The following is a 22,844-nucleotide window of genomic DNA, read 5'->3' on the forward strand; positions in this document are numbered from 1 at the left end:
GATGATCGAAGCAAGCGACATCTCGGTGACGATCGGCGGCAAGCGCATCGTCTCGCATGTCGACTTCGCGGCGCGGCCGGGCGAAGTGACGGCAATCGTCGGGCCGAACGGTTCGGGCAAGACGACGCTGCTCAAGGCGCTGACGGGCGAGCTTTCCTATACCGGCACGGTCGATCTCAACGGCCGCGATCTGTCCGCCATGAAGCCCGTGGAGGCCGCGACGCTGCGCGCGGTGCTGCCCCAATCCACCTCGCTTTCCTTTCCCTTTACCGTGCGCGAGATCGTGCGCCTCGGCCTGATCGGCGGCCGTTCCGGGGTGCTGCCCGGCGAAGATGCGCGCCTGCCCGAGCGGGCGCTGGCGCGCGTCGATCTCGAGGGTTCTGCCGGACGTTTCTACCAGGAGCTTTCCGGCGGCGAGCAGCAGCGCGTGCAGCTTGCCCGCGTGCTCTGTCAGGTCTGGGCACCGGTGCTTGAGGGCAGGCCGCGTTATCTGTTCCTCGACGAGCCGGTCTCCAGCCTCGACGTCAAGCACCAGCTCATCATCATGAACATCGCCCGCGACTTCGCCCGGCGCGGCGGCGGGGTGGTGGCGATCCTGCACGACCTCAACCTGACAGCCATGTATGCCGACCGCATTTTCGCGCTGCATGGCGGCCAACTGGCGGCCACCGGCTCGCCAACGGACGTGCTCAACGACGAGCTGATTGAAAAAGTGTTCGACTGCCGCCTCAAGGTCGGTGCGCTGCCGGCCGCGAATATGCCGTTCGTGCTGCCGCAATCGGCGGCCTAGGTCATGCGGCGGGAGCGCGCTGCTCCAGGAGGTCGATGCCGAGCAGGTGGCGCACGCTCGGGCGCGCGGCGACGAGGTCGGCGATCGTGTAGCGGGACAGCACGGCAAAGAAGGCGTTGAGCGCTTCGCGCAGCGCCGAATTCAAGGCGCAGCTGTCGACCAGCGGGCATTCGGCGGCGTCGTTCTCGAAGCATTCGGCCATGGCGAAGCTCTCTTCAGTGACACGCACGACATCGAACAGGCTGATCTGCTCGGCCGGGCGCCCGAGCCTGACGCCACCATTCCTGCCGCGCACCGTCTCGACCAGGCCGGCCTCGACCAGCGGCTGCAGGATCTTGAACAGGAACAGCTCCGACACGGAATAGGCGGCGGCGATCTCCGGGATTCGGCTCAGCCTGTCGGTGTTCGCGGCACAATACATCAGGATGCGCATCGCATAGTTGGTCTGGCGCGTGAGCCGCATGGTAGTCCTCGCGAAAACATTAGCTTAGGCCGAATATGGCCCATAGTTTGGAACAATTCCAGACTGCACCGCCACATAGCTGAATAATCGTGTCAACTTTTTGTGCATGCTGGCGCGTATCGGCGACCCGATATGTCCCACACGCTTTGGGCGAGCGTTTCGCATGCGCAAGTCCTAGATAGATGCGGGTGCAAACAGGAAACGGCCTTTCCATGTCACAGTCAGCTCCGGCCCTCACGCCGGTTCGATTCGACGCCGATGCGCAGGCAAAGCTTTCGGCATTGCGGCGGACCAAGTTCACCGCCGCCGCGGCGCTTGGCCTGTGCATCCTTGTCTTCGCGCTCGCCAAATCCTTCGAGGGCAGCCATCCATGGCTCGGCTTCGTCGCCGCGTTCGCCGAGGCAGCGACCATCGGCGGGCTCGCCGACTGGTATGCGGTCGTTGCCCTATTCAGGCGGCCGCTCGGCCTGCCGATCCCGCACACCGCCATCATCCCGGAGAACCAGCACCGCATCGCCGACAATCTCGGCCGCTTCATCGAGGCCAATTTCCTCGCGCCGGAGCCGGTGCGCGAAAAGCTCGCCGAGGTCGACTTTGCGGCTTTGGTCGCCGACTGGCTGGTCGATGCAGAACGCGCCGCCGGGCTGTCGCGATTCGTCGCCCGGCTGGTGCCTCAGACCCTCACCGCCGTGGAGCAGTCCGGGCTGCGCGACTTCGTCACCAGTCGCATGCTGGAGCAGATCGAGAAAGTGCCACTGGCGCCTTTAGCGGCCGAGCTTCTGTCGGCGCTCACCGACGATCGCCGTCATCAAAAACTGTTCGACGAGTTCGCCAGGGTGGTCGGGCGTTTTCTCAACGACGAGAAGGCGCTGGCGACGATGCGCGAGAAGATCCGCGAGGAACTGCCGTCGCTCTTCAACCTGTTTCGCGCCGACGCCTATCTCCTGAAGAAGATCGTCGCTTCCGCCGGATCGCTGCTCGAGGAGGTGCGGACCGATCCCAACCATCCCATGCGCGCCGAATTCGACCATTTCGCGCTCGGTTTCATCGAGCGGCTCAGGACATCCAGGCAATATGCAAGGCGTGCCGAGAAGCTGAAGCGCGATTTCCTGAGCCGCCCGGAAGTCAGGGCGCTGGCCGGCGATACCTGGGCAAGCATGCGCCTGTTCATCGAGCAGGACGCCAATGCGCCCAACTCGATGATCCGCAAGCATCTCGCCAACATGTTCGTCGAGGTCGGCCGGCATCTGGCCGACGATGCGCAGATCAGAGCCGACATGAACCAGGGTTTTGTCGTCGCGCTCGCCTCGTTCGTCGAGAACCAGAAGAGCGGCGTGTCGAAATTCATCGCCGACCAGGTCAAGCGCTGGGACCTGGGCCAACTGACGCGGCTGATTGAGGCGAACATCGGCAAGGACCTGCAATATATCCGCTTCAACGGCATGGTGATCGGCGGCCTGGCCGGTTTGGTGCTCTATACGGCCGAGCGGCTGTTTCTCCTCAATTGACGCGGACCGGGCGCGCACTATTCTCCCTAACGGGCGCCGCAAAAGCGGCAGATCGGGAGGCGATGAGATGGCAAGACAACCGGAATCCGATTCTTTCCTGGACATCTTCAGCAGGTTCGGCCGCGACCTGAAGCTGCCGACGGTCGATGTGCAGGCGATCCTCGATCATCATCGCAAGAATCTCGAGGCCCTGGAGAAGTCGGCGAGGGCAAGCGCCGCCGGCGCGTCGTCCATTCTGTCGAGGCAGCACGAAATGGTGCAGGAGGCGCTCGGCGAAATCACCCGGATGGCGCGGAACTACCAGGTCCCAGGCAATCCGCAGGAGTTGATGACAAGGCAGATGGATTTCGCCAGGAAATCCTTCGAGGCGACGCTGAAGAATGCCGGCGAGGTCGCCGACCTGGTCCGCAAATCCGGCACCGAATCGATCGAGATCCTGCGCGACAGGATCAAGGATGCGATGGCGGAAATCCGGGCGGGCTACGACGAGAAGTGAACCAGCGGCGCGTGGTCTCGAGTTCCCAGCTTGCGGCGAAACCGTCAACTCCAAGAGCGAAATCGCGCCTCCGCGAATTGACAGGAGCCGCCGGTTCATGGTCGGGAGACTGGCAGAAGCCACTGGGAAAGCAGGAATGACGGAAAATCGGCCGAGGACTCCGCCGACCTTCGAACAGTTGCGGACAATGGCAGGCCAGGAGATCGGCGTGTCGGATTGGACCACGGTCGACCAGCAGCGCATCGACCAGTTCGCCGAGTGCACTGGCGACCATCAATGGATCCATGTCGATCCCGAGCGTGCGAAACGGCAGAGCCCGTTCCGCACCACGATCGCGCATGGCTATCTGACGCTGTCGATCATCGGCGCGCTGGCGCTGGAGATGGGCATCGTGCCGGAGAACACGCAGGCCGCCTTCAACTACGGCTTCGACAAGGTGCGTTTCCTGGCGCCGGTGAAGTCCGGCGCGCGCATCAGGCTGCGCACGACGCTGCTCTCCATGGAGGATCGCGGCCCGGGGCAGTACCTGATGAAGGCTGCGAACACCGTCGAGATCGAAGGCGAGCAGAAGCCGGCGCTGACCGCCGAGACGCTGGTGATGATGTACGAGCGCCGCAAGCGGGCAGCAACCTGAGCCGCAGGCCGCGCTCCCTCACTTTGCCATCGCTTTTTCGAGCACCCTGAAGATTCGCTTATCCCCGCATTGGGCGACGTTGAAGCGCATGAAGCGGCCGGCGCTGTGCGACAGGCTGAAGGCATTGCCGGGCGCCAGCACGACATTTTCCGCCAACGCATTGCGGGCGACATCGGCGGCGTCGATGCCGTCGGGCAGGCGGCACCACAGGAACATGCCGGCCGGCTGGTCGATCCAGGGCATGATGCCCATCCCTTTCAACCTGCCGGCGGTCTCGGCCATGGCGCGCGACAGGCGAGCGCGCAACTGCTCGACATGCTTGCGGTAGCTGCCGTCCTTCAGAAGGGTCAGCACCAGTTCCGAGGAGAGCCGCCCGCCGCCGAAAGAGGTGGCGATCTTGAGGTCGGTCAGCCCTTCCATCCGGTCGCGGGGCGCGGCGATGAAGCCGCAGCGCACCGAAGCCGACAGCGTCTTGGAGAAGGAGCCGATCTGGACGACTCGGCCGAGGCCGTCGAAGGCCGCAAGCCGCGGCGCCGGCGCGTGCTCGAAATCGGCGAAGATATCGTCCTCGATGACGGCGAGGTCCGATTGGTCGGCGAGCTTCAGCAGCCGGTGCGCAACGACCGGCGACAGCACCGCGCCAGTCGGGTTGTGGAGCGCCGAATTGGTGATGTAGAGGCGCGGTCGATGCTCGGCGAGCGCCTGCGCGAACAGGTCGATATCGGGTCCGGCCGGCGTCATGGGGACGCCGACGACCTTCGCCCGATGGGCGCGAAGCAGCGCGTGGAAATTGAAGTAGCAGGGATCGTCGACCAGCACCGTATCGCCAGGCTCGAGAAGGAAACGGCATAACAGGTCGATCGCCTGCGTGCCGGATTCGGTGAGCATGATCTGGTCGGCCGAAGCCTCGACGCCATGCGCCGCAAGGCGGCGGGCAAGCAACTGCCGCAGCGCCGGCAGGCCAAGCGGCGTGCCGTAGTCGGCAAGCGTCGCGTCATCGGCTCTAGCGGCTCCGCGCAATGCCCGGCGCAAGGCGGCCTGCGGCATCCAGGAGGCCGGCAGCCAGCCGCAGCCCGGCTTCAGGATATCGTCGGTTGCCTCCAGTGATTGCCGCGAGACCCAGAGCGGATCGACGGCGCGATCGAGCCGCGGGCCGATCTCGGCCAGGGACAGCGGCGCCAGCGGGCCGGCTGCGTAGAAGCCCGAACCCGGCCGCGAGCGGATCGCGCCTTCCGCCGCAAGCCGCTCATAGGCTTCCACGACGGTCGATTTCGATACTTGCATCGCGCCGGCGAAGGCGCGGATCGACGGCAGGCGCGCGCCCGGCGTCAGGATTCGCGCGGCGATCCGCTGCCGTATAGCCGCCATCACCGTTTCGACAAGCGTTCCGCCAAGAGTCGGGTCCGGCGTGTCCATCTGTACTTCTCTGCAGACCATTACAGTTTTGTATAATTGTACCCCATTGTCTCTGGCAAGACCATGCCCCGCGCCGGTACGGAAATGCAAACGGAGCGGATGATGGACAAGAGTTTTGACGGCTGGCTCAGTGGCTTCATCGGCGTGCTGATCTTCAGCGGGTCGCTGCCGGCGACGCGCGTGGCGGTGATGGATTTCGACCCGACCTTCCTGACGTCGGCCCGGGCGGCAATCGCCGGCCTGCTCGGGATCGCGATGCTGCTTTTGTTCCGCGAGAAGCGTCCGGAGCGAGGAGATCTGGTCTCGCTCGTCGTCGTCGCGCTGGGTGTTGTGGTCGGCTTTCCGCTGCTGACGGCGCTGGCGCTGAAGCATGTCACCTCGGCGCATTCGATCATTTTCGTGGGCCTGCTGCCGCTAGCAACCGCGATCTTCGGTGTGCTGCGCGGCGGCGACCGTCCGCGCCCGGCCTTCTGGCTGTTCTCGTGCCTGGGAAGCGCCTTGGTCGCCGGCTTTGCCCTGGCGCAAGGCGTGACCGCATCGCCAGTCGGCGACGGCCTGATGCTCGGCGCCATCATCGTCTGCGGGCTTGGTTACGCAGAAGGGGCTAAGCTGTCGCGCAAGCTCGGCGGCTGGCAAGTGATCTGCTGGGCCTTGGCGCTGTCGCTGCCGGTGATGCTGGCGTTGAGCTTCGCGACGCTGCCGCCATCCTTCGCGGCCATCGGTTCGGGCGCGTGGATCGGCCTCGCCTATGTCTCGCTGTTCAGCATGCTGATCGGCTTCGTATTCTGGTACCGCGGCCTGGCCCAAGGCGGCATCGCCGCCGTCGGACAGCTGCAGCTTCTGCAGCCCTTCTTCGGCCTGGCGCTGGCGGCGACGCTGCTGCACGAGCAAGTCAGCTCGCTGATGGTGGTCGTTACTCTGGGCGTCGTGGCATGCGTGTTCGGCGCGAAGAAGTTTGCGCAGTAAGGCTCCTACTGGAATTTGGTGACGACCCCGATGCCGATCCCCTCGAATCCGCCCATCGCCATCAAGGCCGCGGGCGCTTCCTCGAGGCTGATCTTCTTGCCGACCAATAACTCGGGCTTCAGCTTGCCGGTGCGGATCATCTCCATCATCGCGGAATAGCGGTAGGCCTGCATGCCGTGGCTGCCGAGGATTTCAAGCTCGAAGGCGATCACCTTGTCCATCGGCACCTGCGGACGGGCGTGCTCGGCGAGCATCAGTCCGACCTGAACGTGGCGGCCGCGCCGTCGCAGATTGGCGATCGAGTTAAAGCATGTCGTCGGGTGGCCGAGCGCGTCCATCGACATATGTGCGCCGCCGTTGGTGATCTGCTTGACAGCCTTGACCACATTCGGCGTGGTCGAGGCGTTGATCGTCGCTACGGCGCCGATCTTCCTGGCGAACTCCAACTTCTCGTCCGTCAGGTCGATGGCAATGACATTGGCGCCCATGGCGCTGGCGATCATGATCGCCGACAGGCCGACGCCGCCGCAACCATGCACCGCCACCCATTCGCCGGGCGTCACCCGGCCCTGGTCGACGATGGCGCGAAAGGAGGTGACGAAGCGACAGCCGAGGCTGGCGGCTGTGGCGAACTCCATCTCATCCGGCAAGCGCACGAGATTGGTGTCGGCATGCTCGATGCCGACATATTCGGCGAACGAGCCCCAGCCGGTGAAGCCCGGCTGGGTCTGGTGCTCGCAGACCTGATGGTTGCCGGAGTTGCACTCAAAGCAGCGGCCGCAGCCGACAGCAAACGGAACGGTGACGCGGTCGCCGGCCTTCCAGCGGCTGACCTGCTTGCCGGCGGCGACGACGACGCCCGCCAGCTCGTGTCCCGGGACATGCGGCAGGGTGATGCCGTCGTCATGGCCCATCCAGCCATGCCAGTCGCTGCGGCACAGTCCCGTCGCCTCGACCTTGATGACAACGCCGTCCGCAGCCGGCTTCGGGTCGGGCACGGTCTGGATCGTCGGCGTTTCACCGAATTTTTCGAAGACGACAGCTTTCATGGAAGGTCCTTGTTATTCGGCATCGATCTGGTTCTGGGGCGCGGCCTTCTGGAAGGCCGGCAGCGCCATGCAGGCGGCGTGGATGCGCGAGATCACCGGATAGGGCGCCATGTCGACGCCGAAGCGCGCGTTGTTGGTGACCTGGGCGGCGAGACAGATGTCAGCCAGCCCGGGCGCATCGCCATGGCAGAAGGTGCCGGTCTCAGGCGACGAGGCCAGAATCTTTTCAAGCGGCTGAAAACCTTCGTTCACCCAGTGCCGGAACCAGTTGACGACATCCTCGTCGCCGGCGCCGAACACGTTGCGCAGCGAGGTGAGCACGCGCAGATTGTTCACCGGGTGGATGTCACAGGCGATCATCTGCGCCAGCATCCTGACGCGGGCGCGGCCCAGCGCATCTTTGGGCAGCAGCGGCGGCTCGGGCGCGATCTCGTCGAGATATTCGATGATCGCCAGCGACTGCGTCAGCAGCGTGCCGTCGTCGAGCACCAGCGCCGGCACCAAGCCTTGCGGGTTGACCGCGAGATAGGCGGGCTCGAGATGCTCGCCGTGGCGCAAATGATGCGGCACATAGGTGTAGCTCAGCCCCTTCATCTCCAGCGCGATCCGCACCCGGTAGGAGGTGGAGGAGCGGTAGTAGTTGTGAAGGACGAGGTTGCTCATCGGATCAGGGCCTCGGCTGGCCGATCGTCACCTCGATCGCGCCGATGCCGTCGACGCCGCCGGTGATCCTGTCGCCCGGCTGGACCGCACCGACGCCGGCCGGCGTGCCGGTGAAGATCAGGTCGCCAGGCTGAAGCTCGACCGCCTCGCTGCAGATCGAGACGACATCGGCAACCGGCCAGATCAGCTCGGCGAGATCGCCATCCTGCCTGGTTTCGCCATTGACCGCGAGCCAGATGCGGCCTTTTTCGGGATGACCTGACTTCGCGACCGGGAGCAGAGGGCTGCAAGGCGCGGACTGGTCGAATGCCTTGGACCAGTCCCAGGGGCGGGCCGCTTTCTTGGCCTGGTCCTGCAGGTCGCGGCGGGTCAAGTCGACGCCGACGCCATAGCCCCAGACATGGGTGAGCGCCTCGGTGCGGGGAATGCGGAAACCGGCCGTGCCGATCGCGACGACCAGCTCGATCTCGTGGTGGAGGTTGGCGGTCAAAGGCGGGTAGGGGATCTCCACGCCGCTGTCGACGACGGCGTCGGCCGGCTTGGTGAAGAAGAAGGGCGGGTCGCGCTCGTCATTGCCGAGTTCGCGCGCATGCGCCGCGTAGTTACGGCCGACGCAGAAAATGCGGCGCACGGCAAAGCGCTCCGTCGAACCGGCGACGGCGACCGAAGCGATCGCGGGCGGCGGAAGGACGAAGTCTGGCATGGGCTGTCTCTTGTCTGGCATGAATCGTCCGCACATTCGGCCGATTTCGACGGTCGGGCAAGGCTCCATAGCCGCAAACGGGTTGGCCCTGTCGTTTCAACGACAATACCCTGTACCAATAGGGCCCTGTACCATTGGGCGATATACTATTTGCCAATAAGCTGACCATGGTCACGGGACTATCCTGTGCCCGACAAAAACCGAACCAATGCCCGAACTTATGCAATGACCGCCGTCAACGAGCGCGCCCGCTTCCTGATCATTGACGACCATCCGCTGTTTCGCGAGGCGCTGCACAGTGCCGTGCAGATGGCCTATCCGGATGTCGACACGGTCGAGGCGCGCTCGATCGCCGAAGCGATCGAGCTTCTCGCCGACGCAAAGCCATTCGACCTGGCGCTGCTCGACTTGAGCATGCCCGACGTGCACGGCTTCGAAGGGCTGCTGCAGCTCAGGACCCGTTATCCGCGCCTGCCGGTGGTGATCGTTTCGGGCTATGAGGAACCCAAGATCATCTCCGAGGCGCTTTCCTACGGCGCCGCGGGTTTCATCCCGAAATCGGCAAGGAAAAGCGATCTCGCCGCCGCCATTCGCTCGGTGATGGACGGCGCGGTCTATGTGCCGGAAAACTATGGCGGACAGCCGGCGGACCCCGACAGCACCGACCGCGCCGACATGGTGCAGCGGCTGGCGACGCTGACGCCGCAGCAACTGAGGGTTTTGCAAATGCTGCGCCAGGGTATGCTCAACAAGCAGATCGCCTATGAGCTGCAGGTGGGCGAGACTACGGTCAAGGCGCATGTCTCGGAGATTTTGCGCAAGCTCAATGTCTACAGCCGCACCCAGGCCGTGATCGAGGTGTCGAAGCTGGACAATACGGAGCTGTTTCGCGATCAGGGGTTTTGATGCAGCGTGGATCCGTTTAGTTTGATCGCTTGAACGTGCCTGGCACCACGTCGGTGCGCATAAGTGTTATCCTTCGTATCCTATCCGCGTAGGGCTGATATTCGATATGAATCGAATAGCGCTCTTCGTCATATCGATCCCAGGGACCGTATTCACCTAGAATGGGGTCGGTATGGGGCTTGCCACTCTTTGAAGGCAGGCCAAGGATGTTTTGCACCTCCCAACGTCTTGTTGAAAAGGAAATTTCAATGAGCGATTTGTCAAAATCGTCAGATTCTATAAATATAGTATTTATCGTTTCATCGCTGTCGCAGGTGAATGAAAATCCCTGGCGGCCGGCTTCAAAGTTTACTGTTTGCTCTGGAAGGTCGTCATCGACTGATCGTTCAAAATCCCAACGCTTAAATGGGTCTGATGTCAAAAGGTGCGATGCTGGCTTTCCAAGAAAATCAAGAAGGCGCATCGCTTGTCTCTAAGCCAGCAAATGTGCCAGCAGGGCGCGCAGCTGCGCGGGCTTCAGCGGCTTGCGCATCAGTTCGATGCCGGCGGCGCGGGCGGCCTTGGCGACGAGCTCAGAGCCGTCTGCCGTAACGATCAGCGCCGGCACCGGGCGACCGAGATAGTCGCGCACTTCGGCGATGGTTGCTGTGCCGAGGTCGCCGCCGTCCAGGTGCTGGTCGGCGATGATGATGTCGGGCACCCAGGCAGTGTCGCCGACCAGGTCAAGCGCGTCGTCGGTCGAGGTGGCGGCGCGCACCAGGCATTGCCAGCGCTCGAGCAGCGAGGTCATCGCGGAGAGCACGTCGGCGTCGTTCTCGACCAGCAGCACCTTGGTGCCGAACAGGCCATAGCCGCGCGGCCTTTCCATATCGGCGTTGCCCGCCGCCGGCTCAGCCGCGGCGCTCATGCCGACCGGCACGTCGATGTGGAAGATGGTGCCGCGTCCTACTTTTGAGGAAAAAGTGACTGGGTGTCCGAGGGCAGCCGCCATGCGGCGGACGATGGCGAGGCCCAGGCCCAGCCCTCCCGCCAATCCGCCATCGGCGAGCGTGGAGATGCCGCGATGGAATTCCTCGAACACCGCCTCGCGCTGGTCGTCGGGGATACCGCAGCCGGTGTCGGCGACGTCGATGCGGATGGTGTCGCCGCGATGCCTGGTGCCGACCAGCACGCCGCCGGAGCGGGTGTAGCGCAGCGCGTTGGAGAGGATGTTCTGCAGGATGCGGCGCAGCAGGGTGCGGTCGGAGCGCACGATGACATTGACCGGCCGGAATTTCAGCGAGAGGCCCTTCTTTTCCGCCTCGGGCAGGAAGTCCGAGCGGAGCGAGGAAAAAAGCGTCTCCAGGCTGACGTCGCCGATCTCCGGCTGCACCACGCCGGCGTCGAGCTTGGAGATGTCGAGCAGGGTGCGCAGCAGGTCTTCCATCGTCTCCAGCGAGCGCTCGACCTGACGGACGAGCTTTTTGCCCTCCTCGCTGGTCTGGACTTCCGCAAGAGCGGAGACCGACAGATGCGCGGCGTTGAGCGGCTGCAGCACGTCGTGGCTGGCGGCGGCGAGGAACCTTGTCTTGGAAAGATTGGCCAGTTCCGCCGTTTCCTTGGCGGCGACGAGATCGATGTTCGACCGCTCGAGCCGGCGCAGCGTCGCGTGCAGTTCCTCGGTGCGGGTGCGCACCCGGTTTTCCAGCGAGATCGCGGTCTGGAACAGCGAGAAGGCATTGCCCTGCTGGTCCATCGAGCGCTCGACGCGGCTGACGAGCGCGGCGTTGATCTTCTTCAGCTTTTCGAGGTCGTCTATGTCGCGGAGCGGCATGGCAGCCGTCACTCAGCCGCCTGGCACTCGCCGAAGGCGATGCCGGTAAAAGTCTGGTTGAGATGCATCGAGCGATACTGCTCGCCATAGGTGCCGAAGCCGATGACGTTGTTGGTGCGATAAAGCTCGGAAATGTCGCGGAAGACCTGGCGGTTGCGCGCGTCGAGCCGGCGCAGCACGCAGTCGAAGCCGAGGATCATGTCGATGCCGCCGAGCTTGTTCTCGACATCCTGCAACGCCGCGCGCGTTGCTTCCACCATGTTCTTGGGCTGGGCGATGGACAGAACCACACCGTCGTCGATGGCGCAGAAAAAGGACAGCGAGCCGTCGGCATGCATGCGCTGGATCGAGCGGCAGTAATATTCGCCGCCCACCTTCACCACCACGGGGTGCGAGGCGAAGCTCAAGGGTGTCAGCGTTTGCGGAATGATGCCGACGGAAGCGGCGTATTCCTCGGCGGCGTTGGTGGCGTTGAATTCGCGCACGATGCGATGGTCGGGATCGGACTCCGTCACCACCAGCTTCTCGTCGGTAGGAATGAAGTTGTCGGTCTTGAAGACGTGGAACGGGATTTCGGTCGCGATCAGCACGACGATGGCGCTGTCGGACGCAACCTTGCCGTTGCAGATCAGCCGGGTCGTTTCGAATTTCAGGTCGTCGCCGGCGGAGCCGCCGATCAGCGGGATATCGTCCAGTCCCCAATGGATGGCCGAAGTCACCGCTTCCTCGGCATAGGAAAGCCCGTCGATGAAGCAGAGCGCGAACACGCTTTTCGCCCGCTTATGGTCGGCGCGGCCGCGCAGCAGCCGCCGCAACGCCGCGACCTCGCCGGTGATCCTGTCCATGCCGGAGGAAGAGAGGTTTTCGACCATCGTGCTGACGGTCGAAAATGATGCCGACGGCAAAAGCAGGGCAAGCACATGGCCTTCCTCAAGCCCTTGCGGGGTGATCTCGCCGGCGGTCGAGCAGCCGGCATAGGCCAGCGAAGGCGCCTGCAGCTTCAGGGAATGCGTCAGTGCCGATGCGTCGACAAGGCTTTGGGAGAAGAAGAGCAGCGCGAAGCCGGCGTCGACTGCGGCGGCTTCGGCCGCGATTGCTCGGGCAAAGGCGTTTGGATCGGGCTCATCCGTGGTGAGCGCCGAGAGGCCGCATGCGTAGCGCGTGCTCGAACTGGTCAGCTTGCCTTCTCCCGCGTTCCTCCAACGCTGTTTTCGTGCGTGTCCCTATGCGTGTTCGGCACGCGTGCGTCGAGGGCATCTTTGCCTTCAATACATGTTTTGGCAATGGGCCGGGCATGGGTACCGCACAGCGCTTTGGCCATGGCCGAAAGTACAATTGGCGGAACGCCGGCCGCGCTGTTTCTTACCCATTGTGCGGTATGAGGATAACGCACAGCCGATGCATCAGCGCGGCATCGGCAACGTGATGGCCAAGGTTACGCCCAGGGGAGGTTGCATGTCGGACGTGTCGTTGACTGTGAATGGCAGACGGGTCAGCGGGAGCGCCGAGGACCGAACGCTGCTGGTGCATTTCCTGAGGGAACATCTCGGCCTCACCGGCACGCACGTCGGCTGCGATACCTCGCAATGCGGCGCCTGCGTCGTGCATGTCGACGGCAGGGCCGTGAAATCCTGCACGATGCTGGCCGTCCAGGCCTCGGGGTCGACAATCGTCACCATCGAGGGACTGGCGAACGGGGCCGACCTGCATCCGGTGCAGGCGGCCTTCAAGGAGCATCACGGGCTGCAATGCGGCTTCTGCACGCCGGGCATGATCATGGCGGCGACGGACCTGATCGCCCGCCACCCCCAAGGTCTCGACGAGGCCACCGTGCGCGCCGAGCTCGACGGCAACATCTGCCGCTGCACCGGCTACCACAACATCGTCAAGGCGATCCTCGCCGCGTCGCAAGCGATGGCGAAGGGATCCAAGGGCAAGGCGAAGCAGGCGGCTTAGGGGAGTAAGGGAATAGGGGAGTAAGGGAGTAGGCCGCCTGGCGCCTGAATCCCTACTCCCTTACTAACTCTACTGACCTACTCCCCTACATTCCGGAGGAATTTCTGATGGGTATCGAAGGTGTCGGCGCTCGCGTGGCGCGCAAGGAAGACAAGAGGTTCATCACCGGCGGCGGCCGCTATGTCGACGACATGGTGGTTCCCGGCATGAAGCATGCCGTGTTCGTGCGCAGCCCGCACGCACATGCGCAGATCAAGAAGATCGATGTGAAGAAGGCTCAGGCGATGCCTGGCGTCGTCGGCGTGCTGACCGGCAAGGAGCTCAAGGCCGACGGCATCGGCAACCTCATCTGTGGCTGGATGATCCACTCCAAGGACGGCACGCCGATGAAGATGGGCGCGTGGTCGCCGCTCGCCGTCGACAAGGTGCGCTACGTCGGCGATGCCGTCGTGATCGTCGTGGCCGACACCAAGGGCCAGGCGCGTGACGCGGCGGAAGCGGTGGAGATCACCTACAAGGAACTGAAGGCGGTGGTCGAGGCGACCAAGGCGCTCGAAAAGGGCGCGCCGCAGGTTCACGCCGAAGCCGAGAACAACCTGATCTTCGACTGGGAGCTCGGCGACGGCAAGGCAACCGACGCCGCGATCAAGTCGGCGGCCCATGTCACGCGCATGACGATCGTCAACAACCGGCTGGTGCCGAACGCCATGGAGCCGCGGGCAGCGCTTGGCCATTACGACAAGGCCGAGGACCATTACACCTGCTGGACTACATCGCAGAATCCGCATCTTGCGCGGCTGGTGATGAGCGCCTTCTACAATGTCGCGCCGGAAAACAAGCTGCGTGTGATCGCGCCTGATGTCGGCGGCGGCTTCGGCTCCAAGATCTACATCTATCCGGAAGAGATCGTCTGCCTGTGGGCCTCGAAGAAAACCGGTGTTCCGGTCAAATGGGTCGCCGACCGCACCGAGAGCTTCCTTGCCGACGCGCATGGCCGCGACCATGTCTCGACGGTGGAGATGGCCTTCGACAAGGACAACCGGATCACCGGCCTCAAGGTCGACACCATTGCCAATCTCGGCGCCTACATGTCGCTGTTCTCGTCCTGCGTGCCGACCTATCTTTACGCGACGCTTCTGTCGGGCCAGTACGACATCCCGGCGATCCACGCCAATGTGCGCACCGTCTACACCAACACCGCTCCCGTCGACGCCTATCGTGGGGCCGGGCGGCCGGAGGCCACCTATGTCCTCGAGCGCACGATGGAGACGGCCGCGCGCGAGCTTGGCGTATCGCCGGCGGAATTGAGACGCAAGAACTTCATCACGTCCTTCCCGCACCAGACGCCGGTGATCATGAACTATGATGCGGGCGACTATAGTGCCTCGCTCGACGCGGCGATGAAGGCCGCCGACTATGCCGGCTTCACCAAGCGGCGGGCGGATGCCGCCAAGCAGGGCAAGCTGCGCGGCATCGGCATGAGCTGCTATATCGAGGCTTGCGGCCTCGCGCCGTCGGCGGCGGTCGGTTCGCTCGGCGCCGGCGTCGGTCTTTGGGAATCGGCGGAGGTGCGCGTCAATGCCGTCGGCACGATCGAGGTGCTGACGGGTTCGCACAGCCATGGCCAGGGCCACGAGACGACCTTCGCGCAGCTGGTCAATCAGCGCTTCGGCGTGCCGATCGACTCTGTTTCCATCGTCCATGGCGACACCGACAAGGTGCAGATGGGCATGGGCACTTACGGCTCGCGTTCGGGCGCCGTCGGCATGTCGGCCGTCGCCAAGGCACTCGACAAGGTCGAGGCCAAGGCCAAGAAGATCGCGGCGCATCTGCTCGAGGCGGATGAAGGCGACATCATCATCGAGAATGGCGAGGTCAAGGTCGCCGGCACCGACAAGAGCCTGCCCTGGTTCCAGGTGGCGCTTGCCTCCTACACCGCCCACAACCTGCCGGCCGGCATGGAACCGGGCCTGAAGGAAACGGCCTTCTACGATCCGTCCAACTTCACCTTCCCGGCCGGCTGCTACATCTGCGAGGTCGAGATCGATCCGGACACCGGCCTGACGGAAATCATCCAGTTCGTGGCGGCCGACGACTTCGGAAACATCATCAATCCGATGATCGTCGAGGGGCAGGTGCATGGCGGCATCGCTCAGGGTGTCGGCCAAGCGCTGCTCGAAGGCGCCCACTATGACGCGAACGGTCAGCTTTTGACGGCAAGCTACATGGACTACACCATGCCGCGTGCCGGCGATCTGCCGTCGTTCAAGGTCTCGACCTCGAACACGCCGTGTCCCGGCAATCCGCTCGGCGTCAAAGGCTGCGGCGAGGCCGGCGCCATCGGCTCGCCGCCGGCGGTGATCAACGCCATCACCGATGCGCTCGGCGTCGTCGATATCGCCATGCCGGCATCACCATCGATCGTGTGGTCGGCGATCCAGGCGAAGAAACACTGAGGAGGAGCAAAGATGTATTCGGTCAACTACCATCGCGCCGCCTCGGTCGCCGACGCCGCCAAGCTGTTGAAGAGCGGCGATGCCAAGCTCCTCTCCGGCGGCATGACGCTAATCCCCGCCATGAAGACGCGGCTCGCCGCACCTTCGGATCTGGTCGACGTGTCGCGGCTGAAGGAGCTGCAGGGCGTCAAGGTGTCCGGCAAGGCGGTCACCATCGGTGCTGCGACGACGCATTACGACGTCTCCGCCGACGAGAAGCTGAAGAAGGCCTGCCCGGCGCTTGCGCATATGGCATCGCTGATCGGCGATCCGGCGGTACGCTACAAGGGCACGATCGGCGGCTCGATCGCCAACAACGATCCGGGGGCCGACTATCCGGCAGCGCTGCTGGCGCTGGGGGCGACCATCGTCACCAACAAGCGCCAGATCGCCGCCGACAAGTTCTTCAAAGGGCTGTTCGAAACGGCGCTGAAGGACGGCGAGATCATCACGGCGGTGACCTTCACCGCGCCCGCCAAGGCGGCCTACCAAAAGTTCCGCAACCCGGCCTCGCGCTACGCGATCGTCGGTGTGTTCGTGACCAAGGGCAAGGATGGGGTGAGGGCAGCGGTGACCGGCGCCGGCGACGACGGCGTCTTCCGCTCCAAGGAAATCGAGGCCGCGCTGGCGAAGAATTTCAACGCCTTGGCGCTCGACGGCCTGAAAGTGTCGGCAAAGGGCCTGATGAGCGATATGCATGCCTCCGCGGACTATCGCGCCAATCTGATCACCGTGATGGCGAAGCGCGCGGTGGCCGCGGCCAACGCCTGACGCTCTCAGCCTGGCTGAAAGGAAGGGGCCGTCGCGGCCCCTTTTCTTTTGTATTCGCAGCGACTTGGCAGGAAATGCCTGAGAATTTGCGGCTTCGCACTTGCACAAGATTATCCCGCACTGCAAAATAAACGCGGCGGGAATACAAAAGGGTCCAGGCGCGGCTATCGGCGTCTTCGGGCCTCGAGTTGCGAAGGACGGGCATGACCGACATCTCCGCGACGGCCGGTGTCCTGCCGCGGACCACAGCCGACAAAGCGGCACGGACAAGGCTGGCTTATCTCGACGGCTGGCGCGGCCTGTCTATCGCGCTCGTGCTGATCGGCCACTTCTTTCCGGTTCCCGGCATCAATCTCGGCGTGCTTGGCGTCGAGTTCTTCTTCGTGCTCAGCGGCCGGCTGATGGGCGAGATCCTGTTCATCGAGCGCTTTCCGCTGAAGAAATTCTTCAAGCGCCGCTTCTCGCGCATCTATCCGGCACTGCTGGTGTTCGTGATTGCCGCCATGATCGGGCTTTCCGGCACCTTTATCGCCTTCAAATGGAAGGCGGCGCTGACCGCGCTGACATTCACCTACAACTACGCAGGCATTCTCATCAATCGCGCGGGCGCGCTCGACCATATCTGGTCGCTCGCCATCGAGGAGCACTCTTATGTCATTCTGGCGCTGATCAGCGTTGTGGTGTCAGGGCGCGGCAATGTCGTGCGGCTGCTGGTGGCACTCTCGGTGCTGGCCATGGCCAACGGCGCCATCTCTTACTGGGTTCTCGGCATGGACTACGAGACCAGCTATTGGCGCACCGACGTGCATATCGCCTCGATCCTGCTTTCGGCTGCGATCTGCCTGCTGAAGGCCGACGGGCGGCTGCCGGCATTCTTCCGAAACCGGCATGTGGCGCTGGGTGCGGCCGCGGGCGCGGTCTTGCTGTTCCTCGACCCGGTGCCGACGCCTGTTCACTATCTGCTGGGTGTGCCCTTGCTGGCGCTCGCCGTCAACGCGCTCGACTTCGCAGGGGGCTATTTGACCGGATTGCTGTCATCGCGGCCGATGGTGATGTTGGGGCTGTGGTCCTATTCGCTCTATCTCTGGCAGCAGCCCTTCTACAAATTCGTCTACGACCGGGGCGTCACACCGATCCCGATGCTGGCCGCGGTCTTCGCCTGCGCGCTGGCGAGCTATTACATCGTCGAAAAACCGGCCCGTGGCTGGCTCAACCGGAACTGGTGAGGTTCCTGGTTTTGTTGATGCATGTCGTTCTCCCAAAACCGCTGCGCACTTTTGGTCGACATACATTGGTCAGGCCGCCTTGTCGCTCTTCCGCGCGGCGAGATAGCGACGAAGCCCGGCTTCGCCGCGCGGCGTGGTCCAGCGATGGTTCCAGGCAAAGGCCGGCCTGAGCAGGGGCGCCAGGAGCTTGAGGATCGGCCTCTCCACGATGACCTGCCAGGTGAGCTTCACATGCGTTCCGGTTCCGGACGGCGACAGTTCGGCCCGCCACAGGCCATCGAAATCGCCGAACGTCTTCACCACCACCAGACGGCCCGGCTCCAGCTCGGCGGCCTCGATGATGAAGTTCAGCTCGTAGGGCAGGGCGCCTCGCGCCCTGGCTCGCGCCCGCGAGCCGACGACGCCCTTGCCTTTCCTGTCGAGCGGCTCGACTTCCTTATAGGCGTCGCCCCACCAGAGCGGCAGCAACTCGGCGTCGGACAGAACGTCCCACACTTCCTGCGGCGTCCCTTCCGGGATGTCCCAGCTCTCGTCGAAGCGGAAGACGTTGCTTGGCATGACGGCCGCCCCCTGTGGCGCTTACATTAGCGGCGACTGTTTTGTCGTGCCAGTGCCTCTCGCGGCCCTGGAGGGTTTCTTCGAAATCGGCAACTCGCTCTGAATGGTTTGTTTCGATTCGATTTGGCCGCAAAATGCCCTAGTTGATCCATTTGCCCCAATGCACCTCAAGAAGCCGCATGAGCAAGCCTGATCCCGACGAAGTCTCCCGTCAATTGGCCGCCCGTTCGCTCGCCAATGACGATCCGACCGGCTGGTTTGAAGCGCTCTATCGCGCGGCGGAAGCCGGCGAGGCGCAGGTGCCATGGGAGCGGACAGCCCCCAATGCATTGCTTGCCGAATGGGCGGCCGGCAGCGATGGCCATGGCAAGCGCGCCGTCGTCATCGGTTTTGGCACCGGTCACGACTCGGAATTCATCGCCTCGATCGGCTATGACACCACTGCCTTCGAGGTTGCCGCCACCGCTGTCTCTGCCGTGCGGCGGCACTTTCCCAATTCGAGGGTCGACTATGCCGAGGCCGATCTCCTCGCCCTTCCGGCCCGGTGGATCGGCCGCTTCGAACTCGTCGTCGAGTGCCTCACCGTGCAGTCTCTGCCGCGCCCGTTGCGTGCCCAGGCAATCGCCGCGGTTGTGAGCCTCCTCGCCCCCGGCGGCCGGCTTATCGTTGTCGCGACCTCGATGTCTCCCACCGGCGACCTGAATGCAGGTCCTCCCTGGCCGCTGACCGAAGCCGAGATCGGCATCTTCGCAAGGCCCGGGATCACCGTTGTGAGACAAGAGCATTTCCCCTTCGCGGACGATCCCGGCTTTGGACGGTGGCGCATCGAGTTCGCGCGTGAAAGTCTCTAGAGGGTTCAGCTCTTCACCGAATCGCCGCTGCGTACTTCGCTGGAACGGCTCTAGCTGGTGACCGGCTTGGCGTAATAACGCACCGACTTCTTGCCGCCGTGGATCACGGCGTCGCCGACTTCGGCGAAGCCGAGCGCGGCGTGGAAGGCATCCGAGGCAGGGTTCGGCGGATCGGCGTTGACCTCGCAGGTGACGACCGTGTGGCCGGCGCGCCGGACATGTTCGAACAGATCCTCGTAGAGGCGTCGAGCATGGCCACGGCCGCGCGCCTCGGCCGCGACCACCACCCGGTCGACATAGACGAACCGCGGATAGCGCTCGCGGAACCACAGGAAATTCGGGCTGTCGTAGCGGGCGTCCTGGTCGAAGCACATGATGAAGGCTTCGAGCGCGCCGATGCGGCGCGCGTAGAAAGCCTGGCCGATCAGAAACGACAACCGCTCCCCCTCCAGCCAGGACAGTTCGGCGGCATGCTGGTTGTTGAGGACGAGGATCGCGGCCTCGTCGGCGGGCGAGACGCGTTCGATCGGCAGCCGATCCTTCGACATCCTCTCTTCCGGCATCACGCCCTCGCGGCCGCGATCGTTGTCGCCACCAGTGCCTCGTCGGTAACGGTATTGCGATATTCGCGATCGAGATCGGCGCCGCCCATGCCGACATGCGGGTTGCGGTAGCGCATGGCGCTCGGCACGTCGGCAAGCGCTGCAAAATGCATCTCGCGCAGTCCGGTTCGTCTGCGGACTTCGCCTATGTTGCCGGGCGCCAGCCCGCCGCAACCGAGAATGACGATGCGTTCGCCCGCCTGACGAACGATCTGCGCAAGCATGTCGGCGCCTTCCAGCGCCGTGTCGCGCTGGCCGCTGGTCAGCACGCGGCCGACCTTGCAGCGGATCAGCGCTTCGAGCGCCTCGGCCGGATCGCGCGTCATGTCGAAGGCGCGGTGGCAGGTGACGTTGAGGGGGCCGGCGGCGCGAACCAGTTCGCCCATGCGCACCTCGTCGATGGCCCCGTCGGCGGTCAGGCAGCCCACGACGACGCCCGTCACGCCGAGATCGCGCAGCGCGCCGACATCGGCGAGTATCGATTGATATTCCGCATCGCTGTAAAGAAAATCGCCGCCGCGCGGACGCACGATGACATGGAAGGGAATGGTCGCGCGTTCAAGTGCCGCGCGCACCGTGCCGAGGCTGGGCGTGATGCCGCCTTCGACTAGGCTGGCGCAAAGCTCGACCCGGTCGGCGCCTGCGGCTTGCGCGGCAAGCAGCCCATCGATGCCTTCGACGCAGATCTCGATCAGGGGTTTTGGGGCGTCGGTCACCGGCATCCATCCATATTGCAGAGCAAGCGCAGCCCTAGCATCGGGGTGATTGCCGTAAAAGCCGCATCGATCGGTCCAGCAAGGCGAGGCGACAAGCCTTCCGACTTTTCTCGGCGTCGCTTGACAACGCATAACTGGAAAGTTATGGATAATTCATAACCAGATAGTTATCGATCGAGTGCCTGTTGCACGGCGGCGGCGGCGAGAAACCAAAGGAGACAGACCATGGAAGCCAGATTGAAGAACCCGGTGATGCTCATTCCAGGCGCCCTGCAGGCGCTGCTGGCGCTGGACAAGTCGACTGAAGCCGCCGAGGTGCCCTATGTGACGCGCAAGCTCATCCACCTGCGCGCCAGCCAGATCAATGCCTGCAGCGCCTGCGTCGACATGCATGCGCGCGAGCTGAAGAAGGCGGGCGAGAAGGACGAGCGCATCTTCGCCGTATCCGCCTGGCGGGAAACGCCTTACTTCACCGGTGCCGAACGGGCCGCGCTTGCGCTGGCGGAAGCCGCGACGCGATTGGCCGACCGCTCCGACGCAGTGCCCGACGACGTCTGGGACGAGGCCGCTCGCCACTATGACGACAAGCAGCTCGCCGCGCTGGTGATCCAGATCGCGCTGATCAACGCTTTCAATCGCCTCAACGCGCCGACCCGGCAGCCGGTGGGCGCCTGGGGCTGAGAGCAGATGATCAGGCGCCTGCCTTTGGGGCGGGCGCCTTGCTTGCGAAGCAGGCTTGCCCGGCAGATTACTGCTTCAGGATCGTGTTCTTGGTGCCTTGCTCGACCTGGTCGATCACCAGGAGCTTCACCGCATCCGTGCCGATGTTGGTGGCCTGGTGCCATTGCCCGATCGTCTCGACGATGAAATCGCCGGTCTTGTAGGTGTTGCTGTTGCCGGTCTCGACATTGGTGACCTTGAGCGTGCCGGCCTCGACATAGGCGTAGCGCGGGAAGGGGTGCTTGTGCACCGGCAGCGTCGCGCCCGGCGCGATCTCGTAGGCCGAAACCTGGACCTCGACATTCTTCGGCGGCAGCGTGATCGGCTGGCCGGAAGCCGTCGTCGTCCTCGATGCCAGCGGCGTCACGACGACCGGTGTGCCGGAACTATCAAGAGCGCGGGCGGCGGTCGAAGAAAGCGCTGCCGCCAGCAGCAGCGCCGATGCCAGGACATTGCGCATGAGTCCCTCCCGGAAAATTGCGCGAGCATCGCCCGGCATGCATTCGCGCGCAAGTGCGACGGCGGTGTCTTCAAGAACCGCGAGCCGTCCTCAGGCCAGCGGGCGAACGGCGTCGCCGGCACCCACGGATACGCTCAGCGCGCTCATGCGGCGCGCGGAGGCTGGCCCAGGACCGCGCATATAGTAGAGCTCCGGCCGGTAACGCGGTGCAACAAATCCGCGAAAAGCCGATGCCAATCGAGTGATCAGAGCCCACATCGAGCGCCCCCTATGACCTTGCGAAGGATTGAGGACATGGGGGCAAAGTCCGCGACGCCGACTCGAGCACTGGACCGCTTGAACAAAGGACCGAGCGGAATCGAGAGGCAGTCAGAAGTCCCCGTGCGGTCTCGGACGACAAAAGAGCCGCCAAAAGGGCCGAAGCCAACAGCACCGCAGGCAGGCCGAACAGAAGCTTACGCGACATCATTGTCCCAACCTCACACACGCCGGTGTCGATATGGAACAGTGTCTTTGCGCGCCGGCATGCTTACAGTTCTGGCATCAAAAACCGTGCCAAGCCTGCCCATGCGAACCAGGAACCAGCGTGTTGGGACGTTCTCAGTTTAGCGAGAGGATTTCGCGTCGAGTCTCGAATGGCGTCCGAGAAATGGGCTTATGACAGGTTCGATGTTGCCCTGTGCCGGGCCAGAGGCGATGTATCAGGATGTGTCTACGATCGAATGCGGCTGGTGGTAGGAAGGGATCAGAACTGCTACCCTGTCCTCCATCACGCGCTTGCGGATCGTTGCCGTGATCGCAACCGTATCGCCGACTTTGATGCTGCCCTTCGCCATGAAAGGACCTCTGGCGGACGCGCCGGCTTCGTCAAGCGGTCGCTAATATTATGATGGCCCGCTACCCGGCCGCCATGTTAATTTAGACAGACGATGGTGAAGCACTTTTTGATCGCGCTCGCCTTCATGCTCACCTGTGGCCCCGTGTCGGCAGTAGAGCATTGGTTTGCTCATGACGGCGACACGCTGTGGCATGACAAGAAACGAGTTCAGTTGCTCGGTATCGATGCCCCCGAACTTTCGCAG

The 22,844-nt window shown here is 63.9% G+C and carries 25 protein-coding genes; 12 read left to right on the top strand and 13 right to left on the bottom strand.

Translation table 11 applies throughout. From position 1 onward, the window contains the following. Position 1 precedes the first annotated feature (1 nt). Complete coding sequence (locus EN874_RS00630) at positions 2 to 790, top strand: heme ABC transporter ATP-binding protein (protein ID WP_127428341.1); 789 nt, start codon at positions 2 to 4, stop codon at positions 788 to 790. A gap of 1 nt (position 791) precedes the next feature. Here the strand turns inward: EN874_RS00630 and rirA are convergent, their stop codons facing one another. Beyond that, a complete protein-coding gene (gene rirA / locus EN874_RS00635) occupies positions 792 to 1,253 on the bottom strand; it encodes an iron-responsive transcriptional regulator RirA (RefSeq protein ID WP_126088740.1) in 462 nt (153 codons plus the stop codon). A gap of 212 nt (positions 1,254 to 1,465) precedes the next feature. On the opposite strand from rirA, the gene EN874_RS00640 reads away from it, so the two are divergent. From EN874_RS00640 to EN874_RS00650, 3 genes are all read left to right on the top strand, one after another. Continuing rightward, positions 1,466 to 2,761, top strand: coding sequence for a DUF445 domain-containing protein (locus EN874_RS00640; RefSeq protein ID WP_127428342.1), 1,296 nt, complete (start codon positions 1,466 to 1,468; stop codon positions 2,759 to 2,761). A 67-nt stretch (positions 2,762 to 2,828) separates the two neighbouring features. Next, complete coding sequence (gene phaP, locus EN874_RS00645; protein ID WP_127428343.1) at positions 2,829 to 3,257, top strand: TIGR01841 family phasin; 429 nt, start codon at positions 2,829 to 2,831, stop codon at positions 3,255 to 3,257. 136 nt (positions 3,258 to 3,393) lie between these two features. Further along, positions 3,394 to 3,891 carry a MaoC family dehydratase gene (locus EN874_RS00650; RefSeq protein ID WP_126088743.1) on the top strand — a complete coding sequence of 166 codons (498 nt, stop codon included), beginning with the start codon at positions 3,394 to 3,396 and terminating at the stop codon, positions 3,889 to 3,891. Positions 3,892 to 3,909: 18 nt separating this feature from the next. On the opposite strand, the gene EN874_RS00655 is transcribed toward EN874_RS00650, so the two are convergent. Further along, positions 3,910 to 5,307 (bottom strand): PLP-dependent aminotransferase family protein, encoded by a 1,398-nt coding sequence (locus EN874_RS00655; protein WP_127428344.1) that lies wholly within the window; start codon positions 5,305 to 5,307, stop codon positions 3,910 to 3,912. A gap of 102 nt (positions 5,308 to 5,409) precedes the next feature. On the opposite strand from EN874_RS00655, the gene EN874_RS00660 reads away from it, so the two are divergent. Beyond that, positions 5,410 to 6,273, top strand: a complete 864-nt coding sequence (locus tag EN874_RS00660; protein ID WP_127428345.1) for a DMT family transporter — start codon at positions 5,410 to 5,412, stop codon at positions 6,271 to 6,273. Between the two features lie 5 nt (positions 6,274 to 6,278). Here the strand turns inward: EN874_RS00660 and EN874_RS00665 are convergent, their stop codons facing one another. Genes EN874_RS00665 through EN874_RS00675 form a run of 3 tightly spaced genes read right to left on the bottom strand, consistent with a single transcriptional unit; the run spans position 6,279 to position 8,688 of the window. Next, the gene (locus tag EN874_RS00665) at positions 6,279 to 7,322 is read right to left on the bottom strand and encodes a zinc-dependent alcohol dehydrogenase family protein (protein ID WP_127428346.1); all 1,044 of its coding nucleotides are present in this window, start codon (positions 7,320 to 7,322) and stop codon (positions 6,279 to 6,281) included. A gap of 12 nt (positions 7,323 to 7,334) precedes the next feature. Continuing rightward, positions 7,335 to 7,985: a maleylacetoacetate isomerase gene (maiA, locus tag EN874_RS00670; RefSeq protein WP_127428347.1), complete on the bottom strand. Its 651-nt coding sequence runs from the start codon at positions 7,983 to 7,985 to the stop codon at positions 7,335 to 7,337. Positions 7,986 to 7,989: 4 nt separating this feature from the next. Further along, the gene (locus tag EN874_RS00675) at positions 7,990 to 8,688 is read right to left on the bottom strand and encodes a fumarylacetoacetate hydrolase family protein (RefSeq protein WP_127428348.1); all 699 of its coding nucleotides are present in this window, start codon (positions 8,686 to 8,688) and stop codon (positions 7,990 to 7,992) included. Between the two features lie 225 nt (positions 8,689 to 8,913). Between EN874_RS00675 and EN874_RS00680 the strand changes: the two genes are divergently transcribed. Then, positions 8,914 to 9,594, top strand: a complete 681-nt coding sequence (locus EN874_RS00680; protein ID WP_127428349.1) for a response regulator transcription factor — start codon at positions 8,914 to 8,916, stop codon at positions 9,592 to 9,594. Between the two features lie 16 nt (positions 9,595 to 9,610). On the opposite strand, the gene EN874_RS00685 is transcribed toward EN874_RS00680, so the two are convergent. The 3 genes from EN874_RS00685 to EN874_RS00695 are packed head-to-tail and all read right to left on the bottom strand — an operon-like array spanning position 9,611 to position 12,585. After that, complete coding sequence (locus EN874_RS00685) at positions 9,611 to 10,057, bottom strand: hypothetical protein (RefSeq protein WP_127428350.1); 447 nt, start codon at positions 10,055 to 10,057, stop codon at positions 9,611 to 9,613. A 9-nt stretch (positions 10,058 to 10,066) separates the two neighbouring features. Further along, a complete protein-coding gene (locus EN874_RS00690) occupies positions 10,067 to 11,407 on the bottom strand; it encodes a hybrid sensor histidine kinase/response regulator (protein ID WP_127428369.1) in 1,341 nt (446 codons plus the stop codon). A gap of 8 nt (positions 11,408 to 11,415) precedes the next feature. Further along, positions 11,416 to 12,585, bottom strand: a complete 1,170-nt coding sequence (locus EN874_RS00695) for an FIST signal transduction protein (RefSeq protein WP_127428351.1) — start codon at positions 12,583 to 12,585, stop codon at positions 11,416 to 11,418. Positions 12,586 to 12,862: 277 nt separating this feature from the next. Between EN874_RS00695 and EN874_RS00700 the strand changes: the two genes are divergently transcribed. The 4 genes from EN874_RS00700 to EN874_RS00715 all read left to right on the top strand — a co-directional run bounded on the left by EN874_RS00700 (position 12,863) and on the right by EN874_RS00715 (position 17,855). After that, a complete protein-coding gene (locus EN874_RS00700; RefSeq protein WP_127428370.1) occupies positions 12,863 to 13,363 on the top strand; it encodes a (2Fe-2S)-binding protein in 501 nt (166 codons plus the stop codon). Positions 13,364 to 13,470: 107 nt separating this feature from the next. Next, complete coding sequence (locus EN874_RS00705; RefSeq protein ID WP_127428352.1) at positions 13,471 to 15,819, top strand: xanthine dehydrogenase family protein molybdopterin-binding subunit; 2,349 nt, start codon at positions 13,471 to 13,473, stop codon at positions 15,817 to 15,819. Positions 15,820 to 15,831: 12 nt separating this feature from the next. Then, positions 15,832 to 16,629: a xanthine dehydrogenase family protein subunit M gene (locus tag EN874_RS00710; RefSeq protein WP_127428353.1), complete on the top strand. Its 798-nt coding sequence runs from the start codon at positions 15,832 to 15,834 to the stop codon at positions 16,627 to 16,629. A gap of 203 nt (positions 16,630 to 16,832) precedes the next feature. Continuing rightward, the gene (locus tag EN874_RS00715) at positions 16,833 to 17,855 is read left to right on the top strand and encodes an acyltransferase (RefSeq protein WP_127428354.1); all 1,023 of its coding nucleotides are present in this window, start codon (positions 16,833 to 16,835) and stop codon (positions 17,853 to 17,855) included. A 69-nt stretch (positions 17,856 to 17,924) separates the two neighbouring features. Here EN874_RS00715 and EN874_RS00720 read toward each other — a convergent pair whose 3' ends face one another. After that, a complete protein-coding gene (locus tag EN874_RS00720; protein ID WP_127428355.1) occupies positions 17,925 to 18,413 on the bottom strand; it encodes an SRPBCC family protein in 489 nt (162 codons plus the stop codon). Between the two features lie 179 nt (positions 18,414 to 18,592). On the opposite strand from EN874_RS00720, the gene EN874_RS00725 reads away from it, so the two are divergent. Next, positions 18,593 to 19,264, top strand: coding sequence for a class I SAM-dependent methyltransferase (locus EN874_RS00725; protein WP_127428356.1), 672 nt, complete (start codon positions 18,593 to 18,595; stop codon positions 19,262 to 19,264). A gap of 50 nt (positions 19,265 to 19,314) precedes the next feature. Here the strand turns inward: EN874_RS00725 and EN874_RS00730 are convergent, their stop codons facing one another. After that, positions 19,315 to 19,812, bottom strand: a complete 498-nt coding sequence (locus EN874_RS00730) for a GNAT family N-acetyltransferase (RefSeq protein ID WP_127428357.1) — start codon at positions 19,810 to 19,812, stop codon at positions 19,315 to 19,317. A gap of 14 nt (positions 19,813 to 19,826) precedes the next feature. Then, positions 19,827 to 20,588, bottom strand: coding sequence for a copper homeostasis protein CutC (locus tag EN874_RS00735; protein WP_127428358.1), 762 nt, complete (start codon positions 20,586 to 20,588; stop codon positions 19,827 to 19,829). 219 nt (positions 20,589 to 20,807) lie between these two features. Between EN874_RS00735 and EN874_RS00740 the strand changes: the two genes are divergently transcribed. After that, complete coding sequence (locus tag EN874_RS00740; RefSeq protein ID WP_127428359.1) at positions 20,808 to 21,263, top strand: carboxymuconolactone decarboxylase family protein; 456 nt, start codon at positions 20,808 to 20,810, stop codon at positions 21,261 to 21,263. 67 nt (positions 21,264 to 21,330) lie between these two features. Here the strand turns inward: EN874_RS00740 and EN874_RS00745 are convergent, their stop codons facing one another. Both EN874_RS00745 and EN874_RS34775 read right to left on the bottom strand, forming a co-directional pair. Continuing rightward, the gene (locus tag EN874_RS00745; protein ID WP_127428360.1) at positions 21,331 to 21,762 is read right to left on the bottom strand and encodes a cupin domain-containing protein; all 432 of its coding nucleotides are present in this window, start codon (positions 21,760 to 21,762) and stop codon (positions 21,331 to 21,333) included. A 701-nt stretch (positions 21,763 to 22,463) separates the two neighbouring features. Further along, on the bottom strand, positions 22,464 to 22,598 hold the full coding sequence (locus EN874_RS34775; protein WP_281061398.1) for a hypothetical protein: 135 nt from the start codon (positions 22,596 to 22,598) through the stop codon (positions 22,464 to 22,466). Positions 22,599 to 22,844 lie beyond the last annotated feature (246 nt).

Origin of the sequence: Mesorhizobium sp. M1D.F.Ca.ET.231.01.1.1, from assembly GCF_003999155.2 — a bacterium.
Lineage (GTDB): Bacteria > Pseudomonadota > Alphaproteobacteria > Rhizobiales > Rhizobiaceae > Mesorhizobium.

Coding starts and splice junctions, on each gene's coding strand:
- EN874_RS00630 (WP_127428341.1), top strand. CDS start 2: ATGATCGAAGCAAGCGACATCTCGGTGACGATCGGCGGCAAGCGCATC.
- rirA (WP_126088740.1), bottom strand. CDS start 1,253: ATGCGGCTCACGCGCCAGACCAACTATGCGATGCGCATCCTGATGTAT.
- EN874_RS00640 (WP_127428342.1), top strand. CDS start 1,466: ATGTCACAGTCAGCTCCGGCCCTCACGCCGGTTCGATTCGACGCCGAT.
- phaP (WP_127428343.1), top strand. CDS start 2,829: ATGGCAAGACAACCGGAATCCGATTCTTTCCTGGACATCTTCAGCAGG.
- EN874_RS00650 (WP_126088743.1), top strand. CDS start 3,394: ATGACGGAAAATCGGCCGAGGACTCCGCCGACCTTCGAACAGTTGCGG.
- EN874_RS00655 (WP_127428344.1), bottom strand. CDS start 5,307: ATGGACACGCCGGACCCGACTCTTGGCGGAACGCTTGTCGAAACGGTG.
- EN874_RS00660 (WP_127428345.1), top strand. CDS start 5,410: ATGGACAAGAGTTTTGACGGCTGGCTCAGTGGCTTCATCGGCGTGCTG.
- EN874_RS00665 (WP_127428346.1), bottom strand. CDS start 7,322: ATGAAAGCTGTCGTCTTCGAAAAATTCGGTGAAACGCCGACGATCCAG.
- maiA (WP_127428347.1), bottom strand. CDS start 7,985: ATGAGCAACCTCGTCCTTCACAACTACTACCGCTCCTCCACCTCCTAC.
- EN874_RS00675 (WP_127428348.1), bottom strand. CDS start 8,688: ATGCCAGACTTCGTCCTTCCGCCGCCCGCGATCGCTTCGGTCGCCGTC.
- EN874_RS00680 (WP_127428349.1), top strand. CDS start 8,914: ATGACCGCCGTCAACGAGCGCGCCCGCTTCCTGATCATTGACGACCAT.
- EN874_RS00685 (WP_127428350.1), bottom strand. CDS start 10,057: ATGCGCCTTCTTGATTTTCTTGGAAAGCCAGCATCGCACCTTTTGACA.
- EN874_RS00690 (WP_127428369.1), bottom strand. CDS start 11,407: ATGCCGCTCCGCGACATAGACGACCTCGAAAAGCTGAAGAAGATCAAC.
- EN874_RS00700 (WP_127428370.1), top strand. CDS start 12,863: ATGTCGGACGTGTCGTTGACTGTGAATGGCAGACGGGTCAGCGGGAGC.
- EN874_RS00705 (WP_127428352.1), top strand. CDS start 13,471: ATGGGTATCGAAGGTGTCGGCGCTCGCGTGGCGCGCAAGGAAGACAAG.
- EN874_RS00710 (WP_127428353.1), top strand. CDS start 15,832: ATGTATTCGGTCAACTACCATCGCGCCGCCTCGGTCGCCGACGCCGCC.
- EN874_RS00715 (WP_127428354.1), top strand. CDS start 16,833: ATGACCGACATCTCCGCGACGGCCGGTGTCCTGCCGCGGACCACAGCC.
- EN874_RS00720 (WP_127428355.1), bottom strand. CDS start 18,413: ATGCCAAGCAACGTCTTCCGCTTCGACGAGAGCTGGGACATCCCGGAA.
- EN874_RS00725 (WP_127428356.1), top strand. CDS start 18,593: ATGAGCAAGCCTGATCCCGACGAAGTCTCCCGTCAATTGGCCGCCCGT.
- EN874_RS00730 (WP_127428357.1), bottom strand. CDS start 19,812: ATGTCGAAGGATCGGCTGCCGATCGAACGCGTCTCGCCCGCCGACGAG.
- EN874_RS00735 (WP_127428358.1), bottom strand. CDS start 20,588: ATGCCGGTGACCGACGCCCCAAAACCCCTGATCGAGATCTGCGTCGAA.
- EN874_RS00740 (WP_127428359.1), top strand. CDS start 20,808: ATGGAAGCCAGATTGAAGAACCCGGTGATGCTCATTCCAGGCGCCCTG.
- EN874_RS00745 (WP_127428360.1), bottom strand. CDS start 21,762: ATGCGCAATGTCCTGGCATCGGCGCTGCTGCTGGCGGCAGCGCTTTCT.
- EN874_RS34775 (WP_281061398.1), bottom strand. CDS start 22,598: ATGGCGAAGGGCAGCATCAAAGTCGGCGATACGGTTGCGATCACGGCA.